18 protein-coding genes are annotated in these 19,280 nt (G+C 68.9%); 11 read left to right on the forward strand and 7 right to left on the reverse strand.

The window, feature by feature from the left end:
* Nucleotides 1–200: 200 nt before the first annotated feature.
* Nucleotides 201–1,001 carry an SDR family oxidoreductase gene (locus ACOCEP_RS35795; RefSeq protein WP_482333992.1) on the forward strand — a complete coding sequence of 267 codons (801 nt, stop codon included), beginning with the start codon at nucleotides 201–203 and terminating at the stop codon, nucleotides 999–1,001.
* A 2-nt stretch (nucleotides 1,002–1,003) separates the two neighbouring features.
* Nucleotides 1,004–1,969, forward strand: a complete 966-nt coding sequence (locus ACOCEP_RS35800; RefSeq protein WP_482333994.1) for an aldo/keto reductase — start codon at nucleotides 1,004–1,006, stop codon at nucleotides 1,967–1,969.
* A gap of 71 nt (nucleotides 1,970–2,040) precedes the next feature.
* On the opposite strand, the gene ACOCEP_RS35805 is transcribed toward ACOCEP_RS35800, so the two are convergent.
* Nucleotides 2,041–4,617, reverse strand: a complete 2,577-nt coding sequence (locus ACOCEP_RS35805; protein WP_482339879.1) for a glycoside hydrolase family 3 protein — start codon at nucleotides 4,615–4,617, stop codon at nucleotides 2,041–2,043.
* Nucleotides 4,618–4,776: 159 nt separating this feature from the next.
* Nucleotides 4,777–4,992, reverse strand: a complete 216-nt coding sequence (locus tag ACOCEP_RS35810; RefSeq protein WP_482333995.1) for a hypothetical protein — start codon at nucleotides 4,990–4,992, stop codon at nucleotides 4,777–4,779.
* A 139-nt stretch (nucleotides 4,993–5,131) separates the two neighbouring features.
* Between ACOCEP_RS35810 and ACOCEP_RS35815 the strand changes: the two genes are divergently transcribed.
* Nucleotides 5,132–5,938 (forward strand): NmrA family NAD(P)-binding protein, encoded by an 807-nt coding sequence (locus tag ACOCEP_RS35815; RefSeq protein ID WP_482333996.1) that lies wholly within the window; start codon nucleotides 5,132–5,134, stop codon nucleotides 5,936–5,938.
* Between the two features lie 69 nt (nucleotides 5,939–6,007).
* Here the strand turns inward: ACOCEP_RS35815 and ACOCEP_RS35820 are convergent, their stop codons facing one another.
* Entirely contained in the window at nucleotides 6,008–6,484 is a 477-nt protein-coding gene (locus ACOCEP_RS35820; RefSeq protein ID WP_482339880.1) for an Rrf2 family transcriptional regulator, read from the reverse strand.
* Between the two features lie 113 nt (nucleotides 6,485–6,597).
* Here ACOCEP_RS35820 and ACOCEP_RS35825 point away from each other — a divergent pair, with 113 nt between their 5' ends.
* Entirely contained in the window at nucleotides 6,598–7,329 is a 732-nt protein-coding gene (locus ACOCEP_RS35825; protein WP_482333997.1) for an SDR family oxidoreductase, read from the forward strand.
* Nucleotides 7,330–7,382: 53 nt separating this feature from the next.
* On the opposite strand, the gene glpD is transcribed toward ACOCEP_RS35825, so the two are convergent.
* From glpD to ACOCEP_RS35840, 3 genes are read right to left on the reverse strand one after another with little or no spacing between them, the layout of a single operon-like run.
* Entirely contained in the window at nucleotides 7,383–9,095 is a 1,713-nt protein-coding gene (gene glpD / locus ACOCEP_RS35830) for a glycerol-3-phosphate dehydrogenase (RefSeq protein WP_482333999.1), read from the reverse strand.
* Nucleotides 9,096–9,100: 5 nt separating this feature from the next.
* Complete coding sequence (glpK, locus tag ACOCEP_RS35835) at nucleotides 9,101–10,618, reverse strand: glycerol kinase GlpK (RefSeq protein ID WP_034316660.1); 1,518 nt, start codon at nucleotides 10,616–10,618, stop codon at nucleotides 9,101–9,103.
* A gap of 12 nt (nucleotides 10,619–10,630) precedes the next feature.
* Nucleotides 10,631–11,452 carry an MIP/aquaporin family protein gene (locus ACOCEP_RS35840; protein ID WP_482334001.1) on the reverse strand — a complete coding sequence of 274 codons (822 nt, stop codon included), beginning with the start codon at nucleotides 11,450–11,452 and terminating at the stop codon, nucleotides 10,631–10,633.
* Nucleotides 11,453–11,603: 151 nt separating this feature from the next.
* Between ACOCEP_RS35840 and ACOCEP_RS35845 the strand changes: the two genes are divergently transcribed.
* From ACOCEP_RS35845 to ACOCEP_RS35860, 4 genes are all read left to right on the forward strand, one after another.
* Nucleotides 11,604–12,371, forward strand: a complete 768-nt coding sequence (locus ACOCEP_RS35845) for an IclR family transcriptional regulator (protein WP_482334003.1) — start codon at nucleotides 11,604–11,606, stop codon at nucleotides 12,369–12,371.
* Between the two features lie 13 nt (nucleotides 12,372–12,384).
* On the forward strand, nucleotides 12,385–14,337 hold the full coding sequence (gene glpK / locus ACOCEP_RS35850) for a glycerol kinase GlpK (RefSeq protein ID WP_482334004.1): 1,953 nt from the start codon (nucleotides 12,385–12,387) through the stop codon (nucleotides 14,335–14,337).
* A 175-nt stretch (nucleotides 14,338–14,512) separates the two neighbouring features.
* A complete protein-coding gene (locus ACOCEP_RS35855) occupies nucleotides 14,513–14,782 on the forward strand; it encodes a hypothetical protein (RefSeq protein ID WP_482334006.1) in 270 nt (89 codons plus the stop codon).
* A gap of 182 nt (nucleotides 14,783–14,964) precedes the next feature.
* Entirely contained in the window at nucleotides 14,965–15,762 is a 798-nt protein-coding gene (locus ACOCEP_RS35860; RefSeq protein WP_482334007.1) for a serine hydrolase, read from the forward strand.
* Here ACOCEP_RS35860 and ACOCEP_RS35865 read toward each other — a convergent pair.
* Nucleotides 15,719–16,345: a MerR family transcriptional regulator gene (locus ACOCEP_RS35865; protein WP_482334008.1), complete on the reverse strand. Its 627-nt coding sequence runs from the start codon at nucleotides 16,343–16,345 to the stop codon at nucleotides 15,719–15,721. The genes ACOCEP_RS35860 and ACOCEP_RS35865 overlap by 44 nt on opposite strands.
* Nucleotides 16,346–16,689: 344 nt before the next feature.
* On the opposite strand from ACOCEP_RS35865, the gene ACOCEP_RS35870 reads away from it, so the two are divergent.
* The 3 genes from ACOCEP_RS35870 to ACOCEP_RS35880 all read left to right on the forward strand — a co-directional run bounded on the left by ACOCEP_RS35870 (nucleotide 16,690) and on the right by ACOCEP_RS35880 (nucleotide 19,271).
* Entirely contained in the window at nucleotides 16,690–17,553 is an 864-nt protein-coding gene (locus ACOCEP_RS35870) for an alkaline phosphatase family protein (RefSeq protein ID WP_482334010.1), read from the forward strand.
* Between the two features lie 169 nt (nucleotides 17,554–17,722).
* Nucleotides 17,723–18,712, forward strand: coding sequence for a TolB family protein (locus tag ACOCEP_RS35875; protein WP_482334012.1), 990 nt, complete (start codon nucleotides 17,723–17,725; stop codon nucleotides 18,710–18,712).
* Nucleotides 18,713–18,722: 10 nt separating this feature from the next.
* The gene (locus ACOCEP_RS35880; RefSeq protein ID WP_482334013.1) at nucleotides 18,723–19,271 is read left to right on the forward strand and encodes a cysteine hydrolase family protein; all 549 of its coding nucleotides are present in this window, start codon (nucleotides 18,723–18,725) and stop codon (nucleotides 19,269–19,271) included.
* Nucleotides 19,272–19,280: the final 9 nt, after the last annotated feature.

The raw sequence follows: 19,280 nt of genomic DNA on the forward strand, positions 1-19,280 counted from the left end.
AGTCTCGTGCGAAAACTCGGAAAACAAGGGAACGCATGCTAAAGTCCGGCGCCGGAAACAAATATGTCGACGTCTCCCGAACAAGCCTCTGACCTGCACTTTTATCACGTGTATCGCATATTCTGACAACACGTTGCTCACCGGCGTAACAAAACAGAAGAATTGTCACCGAAAGCAGCATCGATAACCATGGAGCGCATGTGGAAGTAACAGGACGAGTCGTCGTGCTGACCGGCGCGGCACACGGTATCGGCGCGGCCATGGCCAGGCGGTTCGCCGCCGAGGGCGCCGCCGGGGTGGTCGTCTCCGATCTCGATCTCGAGGGCGCGGAGAAGGTGGTCGCCGAGATCACCGCCGCGGGCGGCGCGGCGGTCGCGCGGCACGCCGACGCGTCGTCCAAAGAGGACTTGAAGGCCCTGGTGACCGACGCCCGTTCGGCGTTCGGCGCGGTGGATCTCTTCTGCTCCAACGCCGGTGCCGCGTTCGGGACGGGCGTGCACGCCGCGGACGAACAGTGGACGCGGTCGTGGGCGATCAACGTCATGCAGCACGTGCACGCCGCGCAGGTCGCGCTCCCCGCGATGCTGAGCCGCGGCCACGGATATCTGCTGATCACGGCGTCGGGCGCGGGTCTGCTGGGCACCCCGGGTGACGCGCCGTATTCGGTGACCAAGCACGCGGCCGTCGGGCTCGCCGAATGGCTGGCCATCACCTACCGTCCGCGCGGGGTGCGGGTCAGCGCGCTGTGCCCGCTCGGTGTGCGGACCGCGCTGCTGGAACCCGGCATCGCGGCCGGGCATCCCGCCGCCCTCGCGATCGCCGCCGCCGCGCCCCTGCTGGAGCCGGAGGACGTCGCGGAGTCCGTCGTGCACGGGCTGGCGTCGGAGGAGTTCCTGATCCTGCCGCACGAATCGGTGCGGGAGACCTACGCCCGCAAGGCCGCCGGTCTCGACGAGTGGATCGACCGCACCATCCTCGAAACCGGCGCGCGGAAGAGGTGACCATGGAGTACCGCAGGCTCGGCGCGAGCGGCTTGTCCGTCAGTGAGATCTCCTACGGCAACTGGCTCACCCACCAAGACGGCGCCGAAGGTGTCCAGGCCGCGCTCGACGCCGGCGTCACGACCTTCCACACCGCCGCGGCCTGGGACGGCGGTGCCGCCGAGGAGAACCTCGCCGCGGCGTTGAGCCACGCCCGCCGCGACGATCTCGTCCTGTGCACCGGCGTCTTCTGGCCGGAGGGACCGGGCGTCAACGACGCGGGCCTCAGCCGCAAACACCTGGTCACGTCGCTGCACGGCTCCCTCCGACGGCTGCGCACCGACTACATCGACGTCTATCAGCTACTGCGGTTCGACTACCGCACACCGCTGGAAGAGACCTTTCTCGCGCTGTCCGATCTGGTGCGGCAGGGCAAGATCCTCTACGCGGGCACCGCGGAATGGACGGCGGAGCAACTGCTGGAAGCGCGGCCGATCGCCGAGCGGCACGGTGTCCCGCTCGTCGCGAACCAGCCGCACTACTCGATGCTCTGGCGGGTCGCCGAGGCCCAGGTGATGCCGGTGTGCGAACGCTCCGGGATCGGGCAGTTCGCGTCCGTCCCGCTCGCGCAGGGCGTGCTGACCGGCAAGTACCGGCCGGGCGAGATCCCGCCGGGTTCCCGGGGCGCGAAGGCGATCGAGACGCGGCCGTTGCTCCTGCCGGACCTCCTCGAACGCGTCGGCCTGCTGCGCGGCGTCGCCGACGAGGCCGGGCTGACCATGGCCCAGCTGGCGCTGGCGTGGACGTTGCAGCACAACACCGTCGCTTCGGTGGTGATGGGCGCGAGCACGGCCGCCCAGGTGACCGAGAACGCGAAGGCGGCCGGCGTGGTGCTGGACCTCGACGCGCTGACGCGGATCGATCACCTGCTGGGCAGTTTCGTGCAGACGGATCCGCGGCTGACCTGGTCACCACCCGCGGCCACCTGACGCCCTTTGTCGCAAGTACGTGAAGGCCCCCTTCACTGCGTCTAGCGCAATGAAGGGGGCCTTCACGTACTTCAGTTCAGGCTCGAGCAGGGTCTCGCGTCGGGGTCTTGAGCGCCTTTGGGCACCCACCGCACGTTCGCGAACGAAGCGGAGAACTTGGCGTCCGTGTACACCAGGAACGGCGTGTTGACGTTCTCCAGGTCGAGCCCGTTGGCGAAGCACGACACCGGGATCTTCACCGTCGACTTCGGCGCTCCCGCCAGGTCGGTGAACAGCTTGGTCGCGTTCACCTCGGAGAAGCACGGGTAGACGCAGTGCATGCTGATCACCGTCCGCCCGGCGGGCGCCTCGTGCACGATCGTGTCGAACTCCAGCGCCGCGTCGGCGTTGAGGTAGCCCCGCAGATCGTTGGTACCGGCCGGGTTCTGGAAGTAGAGCTGCGCCGGCCCGGTGCCGGTCCAGGTCGACTTGAGCCCGTCCTGCTGCACGTTCACGTCCGACTGCACGACGGTGATCTCGGCGTGCGAAGCGGCGCCGTCGGGGCCGATCTCGGTACCGCCCCAGTTCTCCGCGGAGCCGATGAAACCCTTGTACGGCGCGACATCGGTGCGATTGAACACCTCGAGATCCTCGGTCGCGGTACCGCCGCCACCGGTCGAGCCGCACGTCACCGGCCCCGCCGTCTCGTCGAGCTGCCCGACCGTGACGCGCTGCCCGGTCTTGAGCCCGTAGCCGAGTTTGAACAACGGGTCGTAGTCCGCCGAACCCGCGTTCAGCGGCGTCTGGCACGCGCTCTTCGGCCACGAGTACGGCAGCGTGCCCTTGAACCCGCCCTTGACCAGGACGTCGGCGACGCCGCCGCCTTCGGTGCCGGGCAGCCAGGCCGCGAGGAACGCGTCGGAGCGGTTGATCTCCTTGTTCATGTACAGCGGGCGGCCGCCGACATAGACGGTGACGACCGGAGCGCCCTTCCCGCGGACCTTGTCGAGCACGGCCAGATCCTCGGGGTAGAGCTTCGAGGCCTCCAGCGTCTTGCGCGTCAGGTCGCCGACGCCTTCCGCGTACGGGGTCTCGCCGATGACGGCTATGACCGCGTCGTAACCCTTCGGGTCGGTGTCGCCCTTCTCGTCGAAGGTGACGTTGACGTCGCCGAGCTGCTGCTTGAGCCCGGCGAGGATCGACGTCGCGTTGGGGAAGTCCGCGTTGGTGTTGCCGGTCCCCTGCCAGCTCAGCGTCCAGCCACCGGTCTGGTTCTGGATGCTGTCCGCGCTCTTGCCGACCACGAGGACCTTCGACTTCGGCTTGAGCGGCAGCACGTTGCCGTTGTTCTTCAGCAACGTCTGCGAGGAACGGACCGCGTCGCGCGCCAGCCAGGTCTCCTTCAGCGCTTCGTCGGAGTTGGCGTAGGACCGGTCCGACGGCTTCTGCGACTCGTACAGCCCGGCGCGCAGCTTGACGCGCAGGATCCGCGTCACCGCGTCGTCGATCCGCGAAAGCGGGATCCGGCCGTCCTCGACCTGGGCGACGGTGTTGGCGATGAACGCCTTCCAGTCGTTCGGCACCATCACGATGTCGATCCCGGCGTTGATCGCCTGTGGGCAGGAAGCGTTGGTGCAGCCGGGAACCTGGCCGATACCGTTCCAGTCGGACACGACGAGGCCGTCGAAGCCCATCTTGCCCTTGAGGATCTGGTTCAGCGCCTTGTCGCTGCCGTGCAGCTTGCCCTCGTCGATGCCGAGTTCGGCGTTGGTCCAGCTGTTGAACGACACCATCACCGTCTGGGAGCCCGCCGCGAGCGCGCCGTAGTAGCCCTGCCCGTGGACGTTGATCATCTCGGCTTCGGACGCCGGGTTGACGCCCTGGTCCTGCCCCTTGAGGGTGCCGCCGTCCCCGATGAAGTGCTTGGCGGTACCGATCACGCCGTTGTAGCCGATGCGTTTGGTCGAGCCGTCCTGGAGACCGTTGATCGCCTCGTAGCCGTAAGCCCTGGTGATCCGCGGATCCTCGGAGAACCCTTCGTAGGTGCGTCCCCAGCGATCGTCCTTCACGACCGCCAGCGTCGGCGCGAAGGCCCAGTCCTGGCCGGTGGCGCGGATCTGCCGGGCCGTCGCCGCGGAGATGTCGCGCACCAGGCACGGGTCGTGCGCCGCGCCGAGCCCGATGTTGTGCGGGAAGACGGTGGCCCCGTACACGTTGTTGTTGCCGTGCACGGCGTCGATGCCCCAGATCACCGGGATCTTCGTCCTGCTGCCCTTCGCGGCGTCCCAATAGGAATCGGCGAGTTTCAGCCAGTCCTGCTGGGAGGCGTGCTTGTCCTTGTTCGGCCACGAGCCGCCGCCGTTGAGGACCGAGCCGATCGAGTACTGCCGGACCTCGTCCGGGGTGATCGCGGCGATCTCGGGCTGCGTCATCTGCCCGACCTTCTCCGCCAGGGTCATCCCTTCGAGGATCCGGGCGATCCGCCGCTCGTCACCGCCTTTGCCCTTGAACCGGCTCTCGACCTTCGGCCAGTCCGCGAGCGTCGGCAGGCTCTTCTCGATCCGGGCACAGCCGTCCCGATCGAACGCGGGCTTCCCGATCACCGGTCGTTCCGCCGCGACGGCGGCGGGCGTGGCGACCACGGCCCCGCCGAGCAGCGCGAGACTCATCAAGGCGATCAGCGGACTTCGGCGCGCACGAGCACGTCTTGCCATGGTCTGGTCCATTCTGCGGAAGGCGGGGACCGGCCGATCCTCACCGGACGCGGCGGCCGCGTCAAGAGTTTCCGCCCGATATGCCGCCTGTTAATTTTTGCCGTGAACTAAGACTCATCCGGCCACGTGCCGCCGGTTCCGCCGCTTGGCGGTGTACGGCAGCGCGAAGAGGTAGAGGCCGCTGAACATCAGCAGGAAGAGCGGCGGCAGCGGCGTGTAAAGCACCCACTCGGCCGGGTCGCCTTGCGCGACGACCACGAAGCACACGATGACGGTGGCGACGAAGACGAGCGACGTCCACCGGTGGAACGTCCGGATCCGCTTGCTCACGAGAACCTCCTGGAGTCGTTTGGCCTGTGGCGAAGACGCTAGGGATCCCGTGACCTCGACGCTTCTCGATTCCTGATCGGTCCGCTTGACCTCCACATTACTTGAGCTTTTACCGTCACGGGAAACGAAAGGATCATTCATGACCGTCTTGGTAACCGGCGCCACCGGGAACACCGGCCGCCACGTCGTCGCCGAACTCGTCCGCCGCGGGGAGCACGTCCGGGCACTCAGCAGGAATCCCGCCGCCGCGCGGCTTCCGGCAGGCGTCGAACTGATGGAAGGCACGCACACCGCGCCGGAGACATTGACCGGAGCCTTGGCAGGTGTCACCAAGCTGCACATCACCGTGACGGCAGGCCTCGCCGAGGTCGGCGCCGACCTGGTCAAACGCGCCGTGGACGCGGGAGTGCGCCGGATGACCATCGTGTGGGGCGGCTACGTCGGGCCGACGGAACAGGCCATGGCCGAGTCCGGCGTGGAATGGACGCGGCTGGAGCCGCAGGAGTTCATGTCCAACGCCCTGACCTGGGTCGACTCGGTCCGGGCCGACGGTGTGGTCCGTGAGCCGTTCGACCTCCCGAGCGCGGTGGTGCACGAGGGCGACATCGGCGCCGTCGCCGCCACCGCGCTCGTGGAGGACGGGCACTCGGGCAAGGTCTACAACCTCACCGGCCCGGAAGCGCTCACCACGAGCGAACGGATCGCGATCCTCGGCTCCGGCGTCGGCCGTGACATCGCACTGGAGCGGATCACACGACAGCAGGCGATCGACCGGCTGCTGGCCGAAGGCGTCTCGGTCGCGGACGCCGAGTACGTCGTCGGCTGGCACAGCGATCCGCCGGTGGAGGCGCGCACCGTCGTCGACACGATCGAGAAGGTGACCGGACGTCCCGCCCGCACGTTCGCGCAGTGGGTCGCCGAGCACGCCGACCGCTTCAAGGCGTGAGGACATTCCCTCATCCCAGGCGGCGAAGGGCGCTTTCCTCGCATCGCATGCGGGGAAAGCGCCCTTCGGCTACCCCTCGGCGGCCTTGAACCACGTGCCGATCCCGGCGAGCGCGCCCGGACCGTAGTCACCCCGGACGTCGTCGGCCAGATCCGCGATGGTGACGGCACGCAACGCCGCCCGCCACTGGACTTCGGCGTTCGCCATCGCACGGCTGATCGCGCACGGTGTCGTGCACGCCTCGGGCGGCGTCGCCATCGGGCCGCGCTGCCGGATCTCGGTGCAGAGGAAGGCCGGGCCGGGTCCGTCGATGGCCTCGACGACGTCGAGCACCGTGATCTCCGTAGGCGGCCTGGTGAGGACATAGCCCCCGGCCTTCCCCTGCACCGACCGGATGAGATCGGCCCGGGAAAGCGCCTGGAGCTGCTTCGCGAGGTAGCTCGGCGAGACGTCGTGAAGCTGCGCCAGGCGCGCGGCGGGCGCGGGCTCGTCGACGGAGGTCAACACGACACAGCAGTGCAGGGCCCACTCGACCCCACCGGACATCTTCACCCGGATGACTCTAACCCGCCTCTTGACTCGGACACAATGTATCCGAGTATTATCTCGGACATTCGGTGTCCGGGTTTACGGGCGCCACCGACGAAGGGCGCTGGGTCATGAAATTCGCGATCATCGGCGGGACCGGGCTGATCGGTTCGCAGGTCGTGCGCAACCTGAACGAGGCGGGGCACGAGGCCGTGCCGCATTCGCCGTCCACCGGGGTCGACCTGCTCACCGGCCAGGGCCTGGACAGCGCGCTCGACGGCGCCGACGTGGTCGTCAACCTCACGAACTCGCCGACCTTCGACGACGCCTCCCCCGCGTTCTTCCGGACGTCGATGGACAACCTCGTGGCGGCCGCGAAGAAGGCGGGCACCGGGCATTTCGTGATCCTGTCGATCGTCGGCGTCGACCAGGTGCCGCAGCTCGACTACTACCGGGCCAAGACCCTGCAGGAGGACATCCTCAAGCAGAGCGGTGTCCCCTACTCGATCGTCCGCGCCACCCAGTTCATGGAATTCGTCGACGCGGTGCTGTCCTGGACCTCAGACGAGTCCGCAGTACGGCTGCCCAGCACGCCGATCCAGCCGATCGCCGCGGCCGACGTCGCCGCCGCGGTTTCCGAGGTGTCAGCCGGGAAGCCGCTGAACGGAACCCTCGACGTGGGCGGCCCGGACGTCTACCCGCTGGACGAACTGGGCCGGATCACCTTGTCCGCCAAGGGAGACACGCGTGCGGTGACCGTCGACGAGACCGCGGGTATGTTCGCCGCGGTCAAGGGCGACGTGCTCACCACGAAGGACGGCGCCCGTATCGCGGGGACCCGCTACCTCGACTGGCTCAAGTAGCGTGAAGGCCCCCTTCCCTCGGCTGAGCCGAGGGAAGGGGGCCTTCACGCGCTTCAGCTGGGCAGCAGCGCCGGAGCCGCCAGACGGCTGGCGTTCGCCGCCTCGTCGTCCGGCTGGGCCTGGGCGGAACGCTCCGCCTCGACCCGCGCGAGGTAATTGGCAACCTCGCGCTCCTGCTTGTGCGAGTCCCAGCCCAGCAGCGGCGCCATCAGCTCCGCCACCACCGGCGCCGCGGTCACCCCGCGATCCCGCTCTTCGATGGAGATCCGGGTACGCCGCGTCAGGACGTCCTCCAGGTGCAGCGCGCCTTCGTGCGAAACCGCGTAGACGACCTCCGCCTTCAGGTACTCCGCCGTCCCCGGGATCGCTTCGCCGAGTTCGGGACGGTCCGAGATCGACTCCAGGATGTCCTCGATCGCGGTGCCGTAGCGCTGGAGCAGGTGTTCGATGCGGGCGATCGGCAGCCCCGTGCGCTGCACGAGCGAGTGCCGCGCACCCCACAGCTCGTGATAGCCCGTCGCGCCGACGATCGGCAGCCGCTCGGTCCACGACGACGGCGCGGGGCGGCCGAGGTCCTCCACCGCGACGTCGACCGCGTCGGCGGCCATCACCCGGTACGTCGTGTACTTGCCGCCGGCCACGATCACCAGACCCGGCACCGGATGCGCGACGGCGTGCTCCCGCGACAGCTTCGTGGTCGACGTCGCCTTCGCGGCCAGCAGCGGCCGAAGCCCCGCGTACACGCCTTCGATGTCGTCGGCGGTGAGCGGCGTGCGCAGGACCGCGTTGAGGTGATCGAGCACGTAGTCGACGTCCGCCTGGCTGGCCGCCGGGTGCTCGCGGTCGAGGTCCCATTCGGTGTCGGTGGTGCCGACGATCCAGTGCCGTCCCCACGGGATGACGAACAGCACGCTCTTCTCGGTGCGCAGGATCAGCCCGGTGTCCAGGTCGATCTTCTCGCGCGGCACCACCAGGTGGATACCCTTCGACGCACGCACGGTGAACGGCGCGGGGATGCCCGCCGCTTCCGCCATGTCGTCGCTCCACACACCGGTGGCCGCGACGACCGTCTTCGCCCGGACCTCGATCTCGGCACCGCTCTCGCGGTCGACGACCTTGGCTCCGACGACGCGTTCACCGTCGCGGATCAGCGAGGTGACCCGGGCGCGAGTGAGGACGGAAGCACCTTGCTCGGCCGCGGTCCGCGCGATGGTCATCGTGTGGCGGGCGTCGTCGACCTGCGCGTCGTAGTACTGGATGGCGCCGATCAGGGCGTCGTCCGCGAGACCGGGAGCGACCTTGCCCGCGCCGCGCTTCGACAGATGCCGGTGCCGCGGCAGGGCGCGCGCTCCGCCGAGGGTGTCGTAGAGCGTGACGCCCGCGCCGATGTAGCCGCGTTCCCAGACGCGGTGCTTGAGCGGCACCAGGAACTTCACCGGCCGGACCAGATGCGGCGCGAGGGTCTGCAGGAGCAGGCTGCGTTCCTTCAGCGCCTCGCGGACCAGCTTGAAGTCCAGGTTCTCCAGATAACGCAGCCCGCCGTGGATCAGCTTCGACGACCGGCTCGACGTTCCGGCGGCGAAGTCGCGGGCCTCGACGAGCGCGACGGAGAGCCCGCGCGACGCCGCGTCGAGCGCGACGCCGGCACCGGTCACTCCCCCGCCGACGACCAGCACGTCGATCTCCTCACGAGCGAGCTTGCGCAGCGTCTCGGCACGGTAGACCGGGGAAAGCGGTACGGGTGTCACCTTGTTCCTCCTGTTCATCGGGCTCACTCGACCTCGACCCAGTCGAGCGTGCGGCCGACGGCCTTCTGCCAGCCCGCGTAGCCCTCGGCGCGCTGTTCGTCCGTCCACGACGGCTCCCAGCGCTTGTCCTCGTTCCAGTTCTGTTCCAGCTCGTCGGTGCTCTTCCAGAACCCGACGGCGAGCCCGGCCGCGTAGGCGGCACCGAGCGCGGTGGTCTCGGCGACGACCGGCTTCGACACCGGCACGCCGAGGATGTCGGCCTGCAGCTGCATGCAGAGTTCGTTGGCGGTCACGCCACCGTCCACACGCAACACGTCGAGCGTGACGCCGGAGTCGTTCTGCATGGCCTCGACGACGTCGCGGGTCTGGTAGCAGATCGCTTCGAGCGTCGCCCGCGCCAGATGCGCGTTGGTGGTGGCGCGGGTGAGGCCGACGATCGCGCCGCGCGCGTCGGAACGCCAGTAGGGGGCGAAAAGCCCGGAGAACGCGGGGACGAAGTAGACGCCGCCGTTGTCCTCGACCTGACGCGCGAGGCTCTCGCTCTGGGACGCGCCGCTGATGATGCCCAGCTGGTCGCGCAGCCACTGCACGGCGGAACCCGTGACGGCGATGGAGCCCTCCAGCGCGTACACCGGCTTCTCGTCGCCGAACTGGTAGGCCAGCGTCGTGAGCAGCCCGTGCTTCGACCGCACGACCTCGTGCCCGGTGTTGAGGAGCAGGAAGTTGCCGGTGCCGTAGGTGTTCTTGGCCTCGCCGGGGCGGAAGCACACCTGGCCGACGGTCGCCGCCTGCTGGTCGCCGAGCACGCCGGTGATGGCGACCTCGCCGCCGAGCGGGCCGTCCGCGCGGGTGACGCCGAACCGGCCGTTGTTCGACGACGGCGCGATCGACGGCAGCATCTGCTTGGGGACGCCGAAGAACGACAGCAGTTCGTCGTCCCATTCCAGGGTTTCCAGGTCCATGAGCATGGTACGCGACGCGTTGGTCGGATCCGTCACGTGCACACCGCCGTCGGGCCCGCCGGTGAGGTTCCAGATCAGCCAGGTGTCGGTGGTGCCGAAGAGCGCGTCACCCTTTTCGGCGTCTTCGCGGACGCCCTCGACGTTCTCCAGGATCCACTGCAGCTTGCCGCCGGAGAAGTAGGTGGCGGGCGGCAGACCGGCCTTGCGGCGGATGACGTCGCCCTTGCCCTCGCGTTCCAGCGCCGAGGCGATCCGGTCGGTGCGGGTGTCCTGCCACACGATGGCGTTGCAGTACGGGCGCCCGGTGCGGCGGTTCCACACGACGGTGGTCTCACGCTGGTTGGTGATGCCGAGCGACGCGAGGTCGGCGGCGGTCAGCTTCGCCTTGTTGAGCGCGGTGGCGATGACCGAGCGGGTCCGCTCCCAGATCTCGGTCGCGTCGTGCTCGACCCAGCCCGGCTTCGGCAGGATCTGCTCGTGCTCGAGCTGGTGGCGGGCGATTTCGTTGCCGCCGTGGTCGAAGATCATGAAACGCGTGCTGGTGGTGCCCTGGTCGACGGCGCCGATGTAGTCAGACATGGGTTTCTCTCCTTAGGAAACGCGCTCGATGTCCTTGGCGGGCAAGGCTTCCGGTGCCGGTTCGGCGGGCAGGTAACGCTCGATGAAGAACTTGTAGATCGCCCCGCCGACGACCGCGCCGATCACCGGCGCCACGATCGGGATCCACCAGTACGGATACCCGTATTGATCCGTGAACGCGGTGTCATAGCCGGTGAGCCAGGACATCAGGCGCGGGCCGAAGTCGCGGGCGGGGTTGATCGCGTAGCCGGCGTTGGTGCCCCAGGCCATGCCGATGGCGACCACCAGGAAGCCGACGACGACCGGGGCGAGGTTCGCGGCGGGCGCGGTGTTGCGGAGGTCGGTGATGGCGAAGATCACCAGTGCCAGGATCGCGGTACCGATGATCTGGTCGCGGAAGGCGCCCCAGTCACCCACCGGCAGGGTTCCGTTACCCGGAAGAGTGGAGAACACACCCTGGGTCTTGATCGTCAGGCCGGGATCCGCGGCGTTGAGCACCTCGGTGTAGTTCCAGCGCACCAGCAGCGCGCCGAGGAACGCGCCGGCGGTCTGCGCCAGGGCGTACGGGGCGACCTTGCGCCACGAGAAGCCCTTGAACACCGCGAGCGCCACGGTGACGGCGGGGTTCAGATGCGCGCCGCTGATCCGTGAAGCCACGTAGATACCCAGCGTGACACCGATTCCCCATGCCCACGCGATGCTGTCGTGGTCCCCGATGCCCGCGGCGACGACTTGGGCCACCACCCCGCAGCCGAACAGGATGAGGATCATCGTCCCGACGAACTCCGCCGCCAGTTCGCCCGCCAGTCCGCGAGCCTTGAGGTTTCGCACCATTGCTTCCTCCACAAAGGACACCGTTGCCCTGTTGAGGCCGAAGTTAAGTTCGGGGAAACCCGGGGTCAACGGACGCCGGTCGGCATTGTCGAACGTCTGGAGACGATGTTCGACATTGTCGAATCAGGGCCGGTCGGGCTACGGTTGGGCCGTGCCCGGTCCGATCCAGTCCATCGAGCGCGCCGCCGCGATCCTGCGGTTGCTGGCGCGCGGTTCAGGCCGTCTCGGGGTCGGCGAGATCGCCGACTCCCTCGAACTCGCCAAGGGAACGGCACACGGGATCCTCCGCACCCTGCAAGGGGTCGGCTTTGTCGAACAAGACCGCGACACCGGGAAATACCAACTGGGCGCGGCGCTGCTGCACCTCGGCACGAGCTACCTCGACGTCAACGAACTCCGCTCCCGCGCGATCAACTGGGCCGACGCGCTGGCCGCGCGCAGCGGAGAGGCCGTCCGCATCGGCGCGCCACTGGAGGGCCGGGTCCTGGTGGTGCACCACGTTTTCCGGCCCGACGACAGCCTGCAGACGCTCGACGTCGGCACACTCCTGCCGTTGCACGCGACGGCGCTCGGGAAAGTCCTTCTGGCCTATGACACCGGTCTCGTGGCATCGTTGCGCACCGGCGGGCCGGAGGCCTACACCCGCCGGACCCTGGTCACCCAGACCGCGATCAAACGCGCCTGCGGCAAGGTACGCGAGGCGGGCTGGGCGAGCGAGAACGGCGAGATGATCACCGGCGAGGCCGGGATCGCCGCGCCGATCCGCGGCCACGGCGGCATCGTGGTCGGCGCGATCGGGGTCTCCGGCGCGGCGGACCGGATCTGTGAAGCCGACGGCAGCCCGATCCCGCGGCTGCTCGGCCACGTGCGCGACGCGGCACGAGCGGTCTCCCGCGATCTCGGCGCGTCCCGATGGTGATGGAGGTGCTCGCGTGGTCCAGCGCTACGTGATGTCGATCGACCAGGGCACCACCTCGACGCGGTGCATCCTGTTCGACGCGCGCGGCAGGCTGGTGTCGGTCGCTCAGCGCGAACACACCCAGCATTTCCCGCGGCCGGGCTGGGTCGAACACGACGCGACGGAGATCTGGCGCAACGTCGGCCGGATCGTGCCGCAGGCGCTGGCCGACGCCGGCGTCGAAGCCGCACAGGTGGCCGGGCTCGGCATCGCGAACCAGCGCGAGACGACGGTGCTCTGGGACAGGCACACCGGCAACCCGGTCGGGCGAGCGATCGTCTGGCAGGACACCCGCACCGACGCGATGCTCGAACACCTCGCCCGCGAGCCCGGCGCCGACCGCGTCCGGCGGCTGTGCGGGCTGCCGCTGGCCACGTACTTCTCCGCGCCGCGGATCCGGTGGATGCTCGAACGGACCCCTGGCCTGCGGGAACGCGCCGAACGCGGCGATGTCCTGTTCGGGACGGTGGAGAGCTGGCTGATCTGGAACCTGACCGGCGGGCCCGAGGGCGGCGTCCACATCACCGACGTCACCAACGCCTCGCGCACCATGCTGATGAACCTGCGCACGCTGTCGTGGGACGACGAACTGCTGGAGTTCTTCGACGTCCCGCGCGCGATGCTGCCGGAGATCCGGCCGTCGACCGAGGTGTACGGGACGACGTCGCGGGTGGTTCCGGGCATCCGGATCGCGGCGGCGCTCGGCGACCAGCAGGCCGCGTTGTTCGGCCAGACCTGCTTCGCGCCCGGCGAGGCGAAGTGCACGTACGGCACGGGCAGCTTCCTGCTGCTCAACACCGGTCCGACACCCGTGCTCTCGACCCACGGCATGCTCACCACCGTCGGGTTCAAGATCGGCGACGAGCCCGCCGTCTACGCCCTCGAAGGGTCGATCGCCGTCACCGGATCGCTGGTGCAGTGGTTCCGCGACGGGCTCGAACTGATCGGCAGCGCGCCGGAGATCGAGACGCTGGCGAGGACGGTCGAGGACAACGGCGGCTGCTACATCGTGCCCGCCTTCTCCGGTCTGTTCGCACCGCACTGGCACAGCGAGGCGCGCGGCGTGATCGCCGGGCTGACGTCGTACATCACCAAGGGGCATCTGGCCAGGGCCGTGCTGGAGGCGACGGGCTGGCAGACCCGCGAGGTGGTCGACGCGATGAACGCCGACTCCGGGCTCGCGCTGTCGACGCTCAAGGTGGACGGCGGGATGACCGCCGACAACCTGCTGATGCAGTTCGTCGCCGACGTCCTCGACGTGCCGGTGGTGCGCCCGATGGTCGCCGAGACGGTGTCGCTGGGCGCGGCGTACGCGGCCGGGTTGTCGGTCGGATACTGGCCGGACCTGGAGGGCCTGCGGCGGAACTGGCACCGCGCCGGGCAGTGGCTCCCGACGATGGACCCGGCCCGCCGCGACAGTGAGTACTCGCACTGGCGCCAGGCCGTGGAGCTGACGTTCGGCTGGATGCGTCCCGGCCCGACGGCGGCTCCCCCGGGCTCCGACCTGGTGGAGGTCGTCCTGGCCGATCACCGCCGGATCGAACAGCTGTTCCGCGACCTCCGCAACGACGAGGCCGACCGTCCGGCGCTGATCGCCGAGCTGTCCGCGTCCTTGGTCGCCCACGCGACCGCGACGGAGCGGATCGTCCGTCCCGATACGACGGAGAGCGGGCTCGCGGACGAATTGCTGGCCGTGCTGGAGTCCGCCGACTCCGAGAAAGCGTTGGCGGCGCTGGAGAATTCGGTGGACGCGCATATCCGCGCGGAGGAACGCGGGTTGCTGAACGAACTCCGGCGCACACTGTCCACTTCGGATCGCACCGGCCTCGGCCGGGCGTTCGTGGCCGAGCGGCAGCGGCAGCTGGACCTCGGCTGCGGCTCCGCCGCGCACGTCCGCGAGCAAGGTTCTCGGCTGCGTCTCTCGTAACGTGCTAGCCTGTCGCCGTGCGCCGCTTGGACCGACTCCGCTTGGACCGACTCGTAGTCGAGCGCGCCGGCTGAACCAGGTCGCCGGCGCGCAGTCCGGCGACCCCTCGATACGGGGCATCTCCCGGGACCTGGCCCTCCATGGCCTGTACGTTTTCCCGCCTTTGGAGACCACGATGTCCGCTGTTTCGGTTCAGCTCCCCACACCCCGCTCGTCCATGCTGGTCCGCCGCCGGATCGCGACCTATTTCGTCGGTGGCGTCGAGCAGATCCCCGGCCTGGTCGAGGCGCTCGGCTGCCTGGTCCACGACCTGTCCGTCGACGTTCGCGACGGCGTCCGCGAAAGCACCATGACCTGTGCGGTCCTGATCGACGCCGACGAGGTCGAGCCGCTGCTGGAGAGGCTCCGCGGGCTGCCGTCGGTCGTCTCTTCGGAGCCGGTCTGACCGTCCGTTTCGGACACATCGACCGGACGGCCGTTCACCTCGGCCGATCGGCCGAGGTGAACGGCCGTTTTCCCGGCCTGTCGCCCGAAGCGAGAAAACTCTTTCCCTGCAGTGGATCGCCGTTACAGAGTCATGACACGAACGAGACAGGGCCACGATGATCGGCTCTGAACATCGGCGGCATGCTCGACCAACGAACCACGCCCATCGCGGTGCCGGGCACGAACCGGCGACCGCGCGTTCGCGTGACGATCCTGATCGCCTTCCTCGTGATCGCCGCGATCCTCGGCTATGTGCTCTTCCGCGCCGGCACCCCGGCACCGGAAAGACGCGACGCCACCGTGGTCTTCGACCGCACGTCGGGCGAGCAGGTGATCGGCGACCGCGGCTCGGAACGGTTCCGCACGGCGTCGGTCGTGAAACTGTTCATCGCGCTGGACGCCGTCACGCGCAAGGCAAGCAGGGCCGAAACCTCCCAGATCCACCGGATGCTGGCGAGAAGCGACGACACCGTCGCCAACACGCTCTGGGCCAGGAACGGCGGGCCCGCGATAGTCACCAGGACGGTGGCCGCCGTGGGGTTGCGGAACACCACACCGCCCGCCGACCCGGGCCGCTGGGGCGACACGCTGTCCACAGCGGACGACGTCGCCGCGGTCTACCGCCACATCCTCGGCCTGCCGAAGGCCAAACGGAACGTGGTGCTCGAACCGCTCCGGGCGGCGACGCGTGTCGCCGCGGACGGGTTCGACCAGCATTTCGGCATCCCCTCGGCCTTCCCCGGCCGGCCGTGGGCGGTGAAACAGGGCTGGGCGGCCGGACGAGGTTCGGTGGACGCGCACACGACCGGGCTCGTCGGTGAAGGCGACCGCTATGTGGTCGTCATGCTGTCCGCTTTCGCGGACGGCACGAGCCTCGACGTCGCGACGGCGGCCGTCACCTCGGCGGCCGTGGCGCTGGCTCCCCGTCTGCGAAAGTGACTTCGGCGGCGTTCTCCACGGTCACCCTGAAAGCGCTTACCAGGAGCTCAGCGCAACAGGCTCCTGTGGCGCCACCGGCGTGAGCTTTCAGCGCGGCGAGTTGTTCACCCGCCAGCGTCGCGACCCGGTCCATGAACTGCCCGAGGAACCGCAGGGCCGCGGCGGGCGGCACCCCGGCTCCGGCGAGCTCCGCCACCGCGCGTGAGACGGACGGGCGCACGACGGCCGGCGCACCCATGTCGTCCCGACCGAGCACTCCGTGCCGCTCCAGGCAGCGGACGACGGCGGGCTGGTCACGGGCGATGTCGGCCATCGCGGCGTCCAGCCGGTGGGCGCCGTCCACTGTGGTCGTTCCGAGCATCGCGGCGATGGACACCAGGTTGAAGCCCTGTTTCTGCAGCATCGTGATCCGCCGCAGGCGCCGCAGGTGGGCCGGGCCGTAGTAGGCGGACCTGCCGTGCCGCACCGGCGGGGCGAGCAGCCCCCGCGTCTGATGGGCCCGGATATTGCGCGCCGACATGCCGACGATCGTGGAAAGTTCTTCGATCGTGTATCCGGCCGGTCTCGGCAAAAGGGGCTTCACGGCAACCAGCTTAACCAATGGTCGGATGAGTGCACCATGAAGCCGCGACAATGACGTCGTTGCCGTCGACCGGCCGAATCAACGAGTTGCCATACGTTGATCGGTTCGCGTGCCCGAGCACAAGCCGAACGCCCGGTTTACATGGTTTCATGCCAAGCAATGCCGGTTTTGAGGCGTTCCACGACCGCCGACTGCTCCAGTCAGGCGATCTTGATGGGCCACAGGCTCCCCTGCCGTTTAAATGCACCTGAGACATCTGATGTCTCGACTCTGTCGACGCCTGCGGAGCGCCGCTGAACCCGACGGCCGGTCGTCAAAGTTTCAACTTTTCCCAGGAGGTTTCAATGCGCTGGAAACGGATCGCGATCGCGGCCGTGGCCGCGATCGGGCTGGCCACGGCACTGGCGGTGTCCCATCAGGACACTCCTGCCGCCGCGGTGGAGCCCGCCGCGGCGGCGGTGCCCGGGTTCGACCACATCGTCCTCGTGATGTTCGAAAACAAGGACTACAAGGAGATCAGCGGCAGCTCGAAGGCGCCGTACTTCAACCAGCTCGCCGCGCAGGGGGCCAAGTTCACCAAGGCGTACGGGACGACGCACCCGAGCCAGCCGAACTACATCGCCCAGTTCGCGGGCTCGACGCACGGGGTCGACAGCAACAAATGCCAGGATCTCGGGAACAAGGAGAACCTCGCCTCCCAGCTGGCGGGAATCGGCAAGAAGTTCGTCGGCTATGCCGAAAGCATGCCTTCCGACGGCTACACCGGCTGCACGAAGGGCAAATACGCGCGCAAACACAACAGCTGGGTGAGCTTCGGCAATGTGCCGTCGTCGGCGAACAAACGGTTCTCGTCGTTCCCGAGCGACTTCACCAAGCTGCCGGACGTCGCTTTCGTGACCCCGGACCTGTGCAGCGACATGCACGACTGCCCGGTCGACACCGGTGACAAATGGCTGAAGAAGAACCTCGACGCCTACGCCCAGTGGGCCAAGACGCACAACAGCCTGCTGATCGTCAATTTCGACGAGGACAGCGGGACGTCGGTGAACCAGATCTTCACCACGTTCGTCGGTGCCCACGTGAAACCGGGCAGCTACAGCGAATCGATCAACCACTACTCGATCCTCCGCACGATCGAGGCGGCGTTCGGCCTGCCGGGCATCGGCAACGCGGCGAACAAGCCGCCGATCACGAACGTCTGGCGGTGACCGGGTAAGACCCCGGCGACGGTGTCACGAAAGCCACTTTCGGGACGTCTGGTGTCCCGAAAGTGGCTTTCGCGACACGTCTCGACCATGAGGCGCGCCACGAACCCGGACCAGATCCGGACCTCACCCCCTCACCAGTTCTTCGGCTCCACCGCAGGAAGGCACGACCGTGAACACCCGCACCCGCGTCCTGATCGCCGTCACCGGAACCCTCGCGCTGGCCGCGGCCGCCATGCTCTACGTCGGGGCGGCGGGCGCGCGCAACCAAGGCGCCGCATCAGCGGGCACCAGCGACGCCGTCACCCTCGAAGGCCCTCGATTGCTGTTCCGCAGCACCGCCGACGCCGACCGCGGGCACGTGTCCAGTGTCAGCAGCGCCGACCCCGGCGGGCCACGGGCGGTGTCGACCGTGTCCTGCAGCCGGGTCCACGCGGCGGGCGGCACCGCGATCTGCCTGCGGCCGGAGACCGGGCTGACCACCTACCAGCTGGCCGTGCTCGACCGCCGTCTCGCGGTGACGCAGGAGATCCCGCTGGTCGGGGTGCCCAACCGCGCGCGCGTCTCGGCCGACGGGCAGCGGCTGGCGTGGACGGTGTTCGTCACCGGCGACTCCTACAACGGTGGCCGGTTCTCCACCCGCGCCGGCACCCTCGATCTCACCACCGGCGACGTCGAGGGGACGCTCGAGGACTTCGCCGTGACCGTGGACGGCAAGCCGTACCAGGCCGCCGACGTCAACTTCTGGGGCGTCACCTTCACCCGGCAGCCGAACCGGTTCTACGCCACCATGTCGACCGGCTCGCACCGGTATCTCGTCGAAGGCGACTCGAAGGCCCGCACCGTGCGGGCGTCGCGGGACAACGTGGAATGCCCGTCCCTCTCCCCCGACGAGACCCGCATCGCCTACAAGGCGGCCATCGACGGCGACCCCGCGAAAGGCTGGCGTGTCTCGGTGCTCGACCTCGCCAGCGGCACGGTGACCGCGCTGGCCGAGACCAGGAGCGTCGACGACCAGCCCGCCTGGCTCGACGGTCACACCGTCGCCTACGCCCTCCCCCGCACGCAGGGGCACTCCGACGTCTGGGCGGTCCCCGCCGACGGCACCGGAACGCCGCGGCTGCTCATCCCGGAGGCCGAGTCGCTCGCCGCGCTGCCCTAGGCTGCCGCGTATGAGGGCCGCGCTGCTGATCGTCGACATGCAGGAAATGCTCGTTCCCCTGGTCTGGCGCGGCGAGGAGCTGGCGGCCCGGATCGCGGGACTCGCCCGGCGAGCCCGCGAGAACGGCGTCCCGGTGATCGCGCTGCGGCAGATCGGCGCTCCCGGCACCGACTTCGATCCCGCGTCGCCGGGCACCCGGGTCAGCGCGCTGCTCGGTCTCGAACCGGTCGACGTCGTGGTCGACAAGACGGCGACGGACTCCTTCCACCGCACCGGCCTGGCCGGTCTGCTGGTCGACCGGGGCGTCGACACCGTGGTGCTGACCGGGCTGGCCACCGACTACTGCGTGGACGCGACCGCCCGGTCCGCGCAGAGCCACGGCCTGGACGTCGTGCTGGTCGCCGACGGCCACGCGCCGTCCGCCGACGGAGACCCCACCACGGGCCTGACGGCCGAACAGGTCATCGCCCGGCACAATCTCCTGCTGAGCACGGCGATCCATCCCGGTGGACGGGTGCGGGTGGTGCCGTCCGCGGAGGTCGGGTTCACCGGCTCGTAGGATCGGCCC

The sequence above is a fragment of the Amycolatopsis sp. CA-211722 genome (assembly GCF_056828465.1).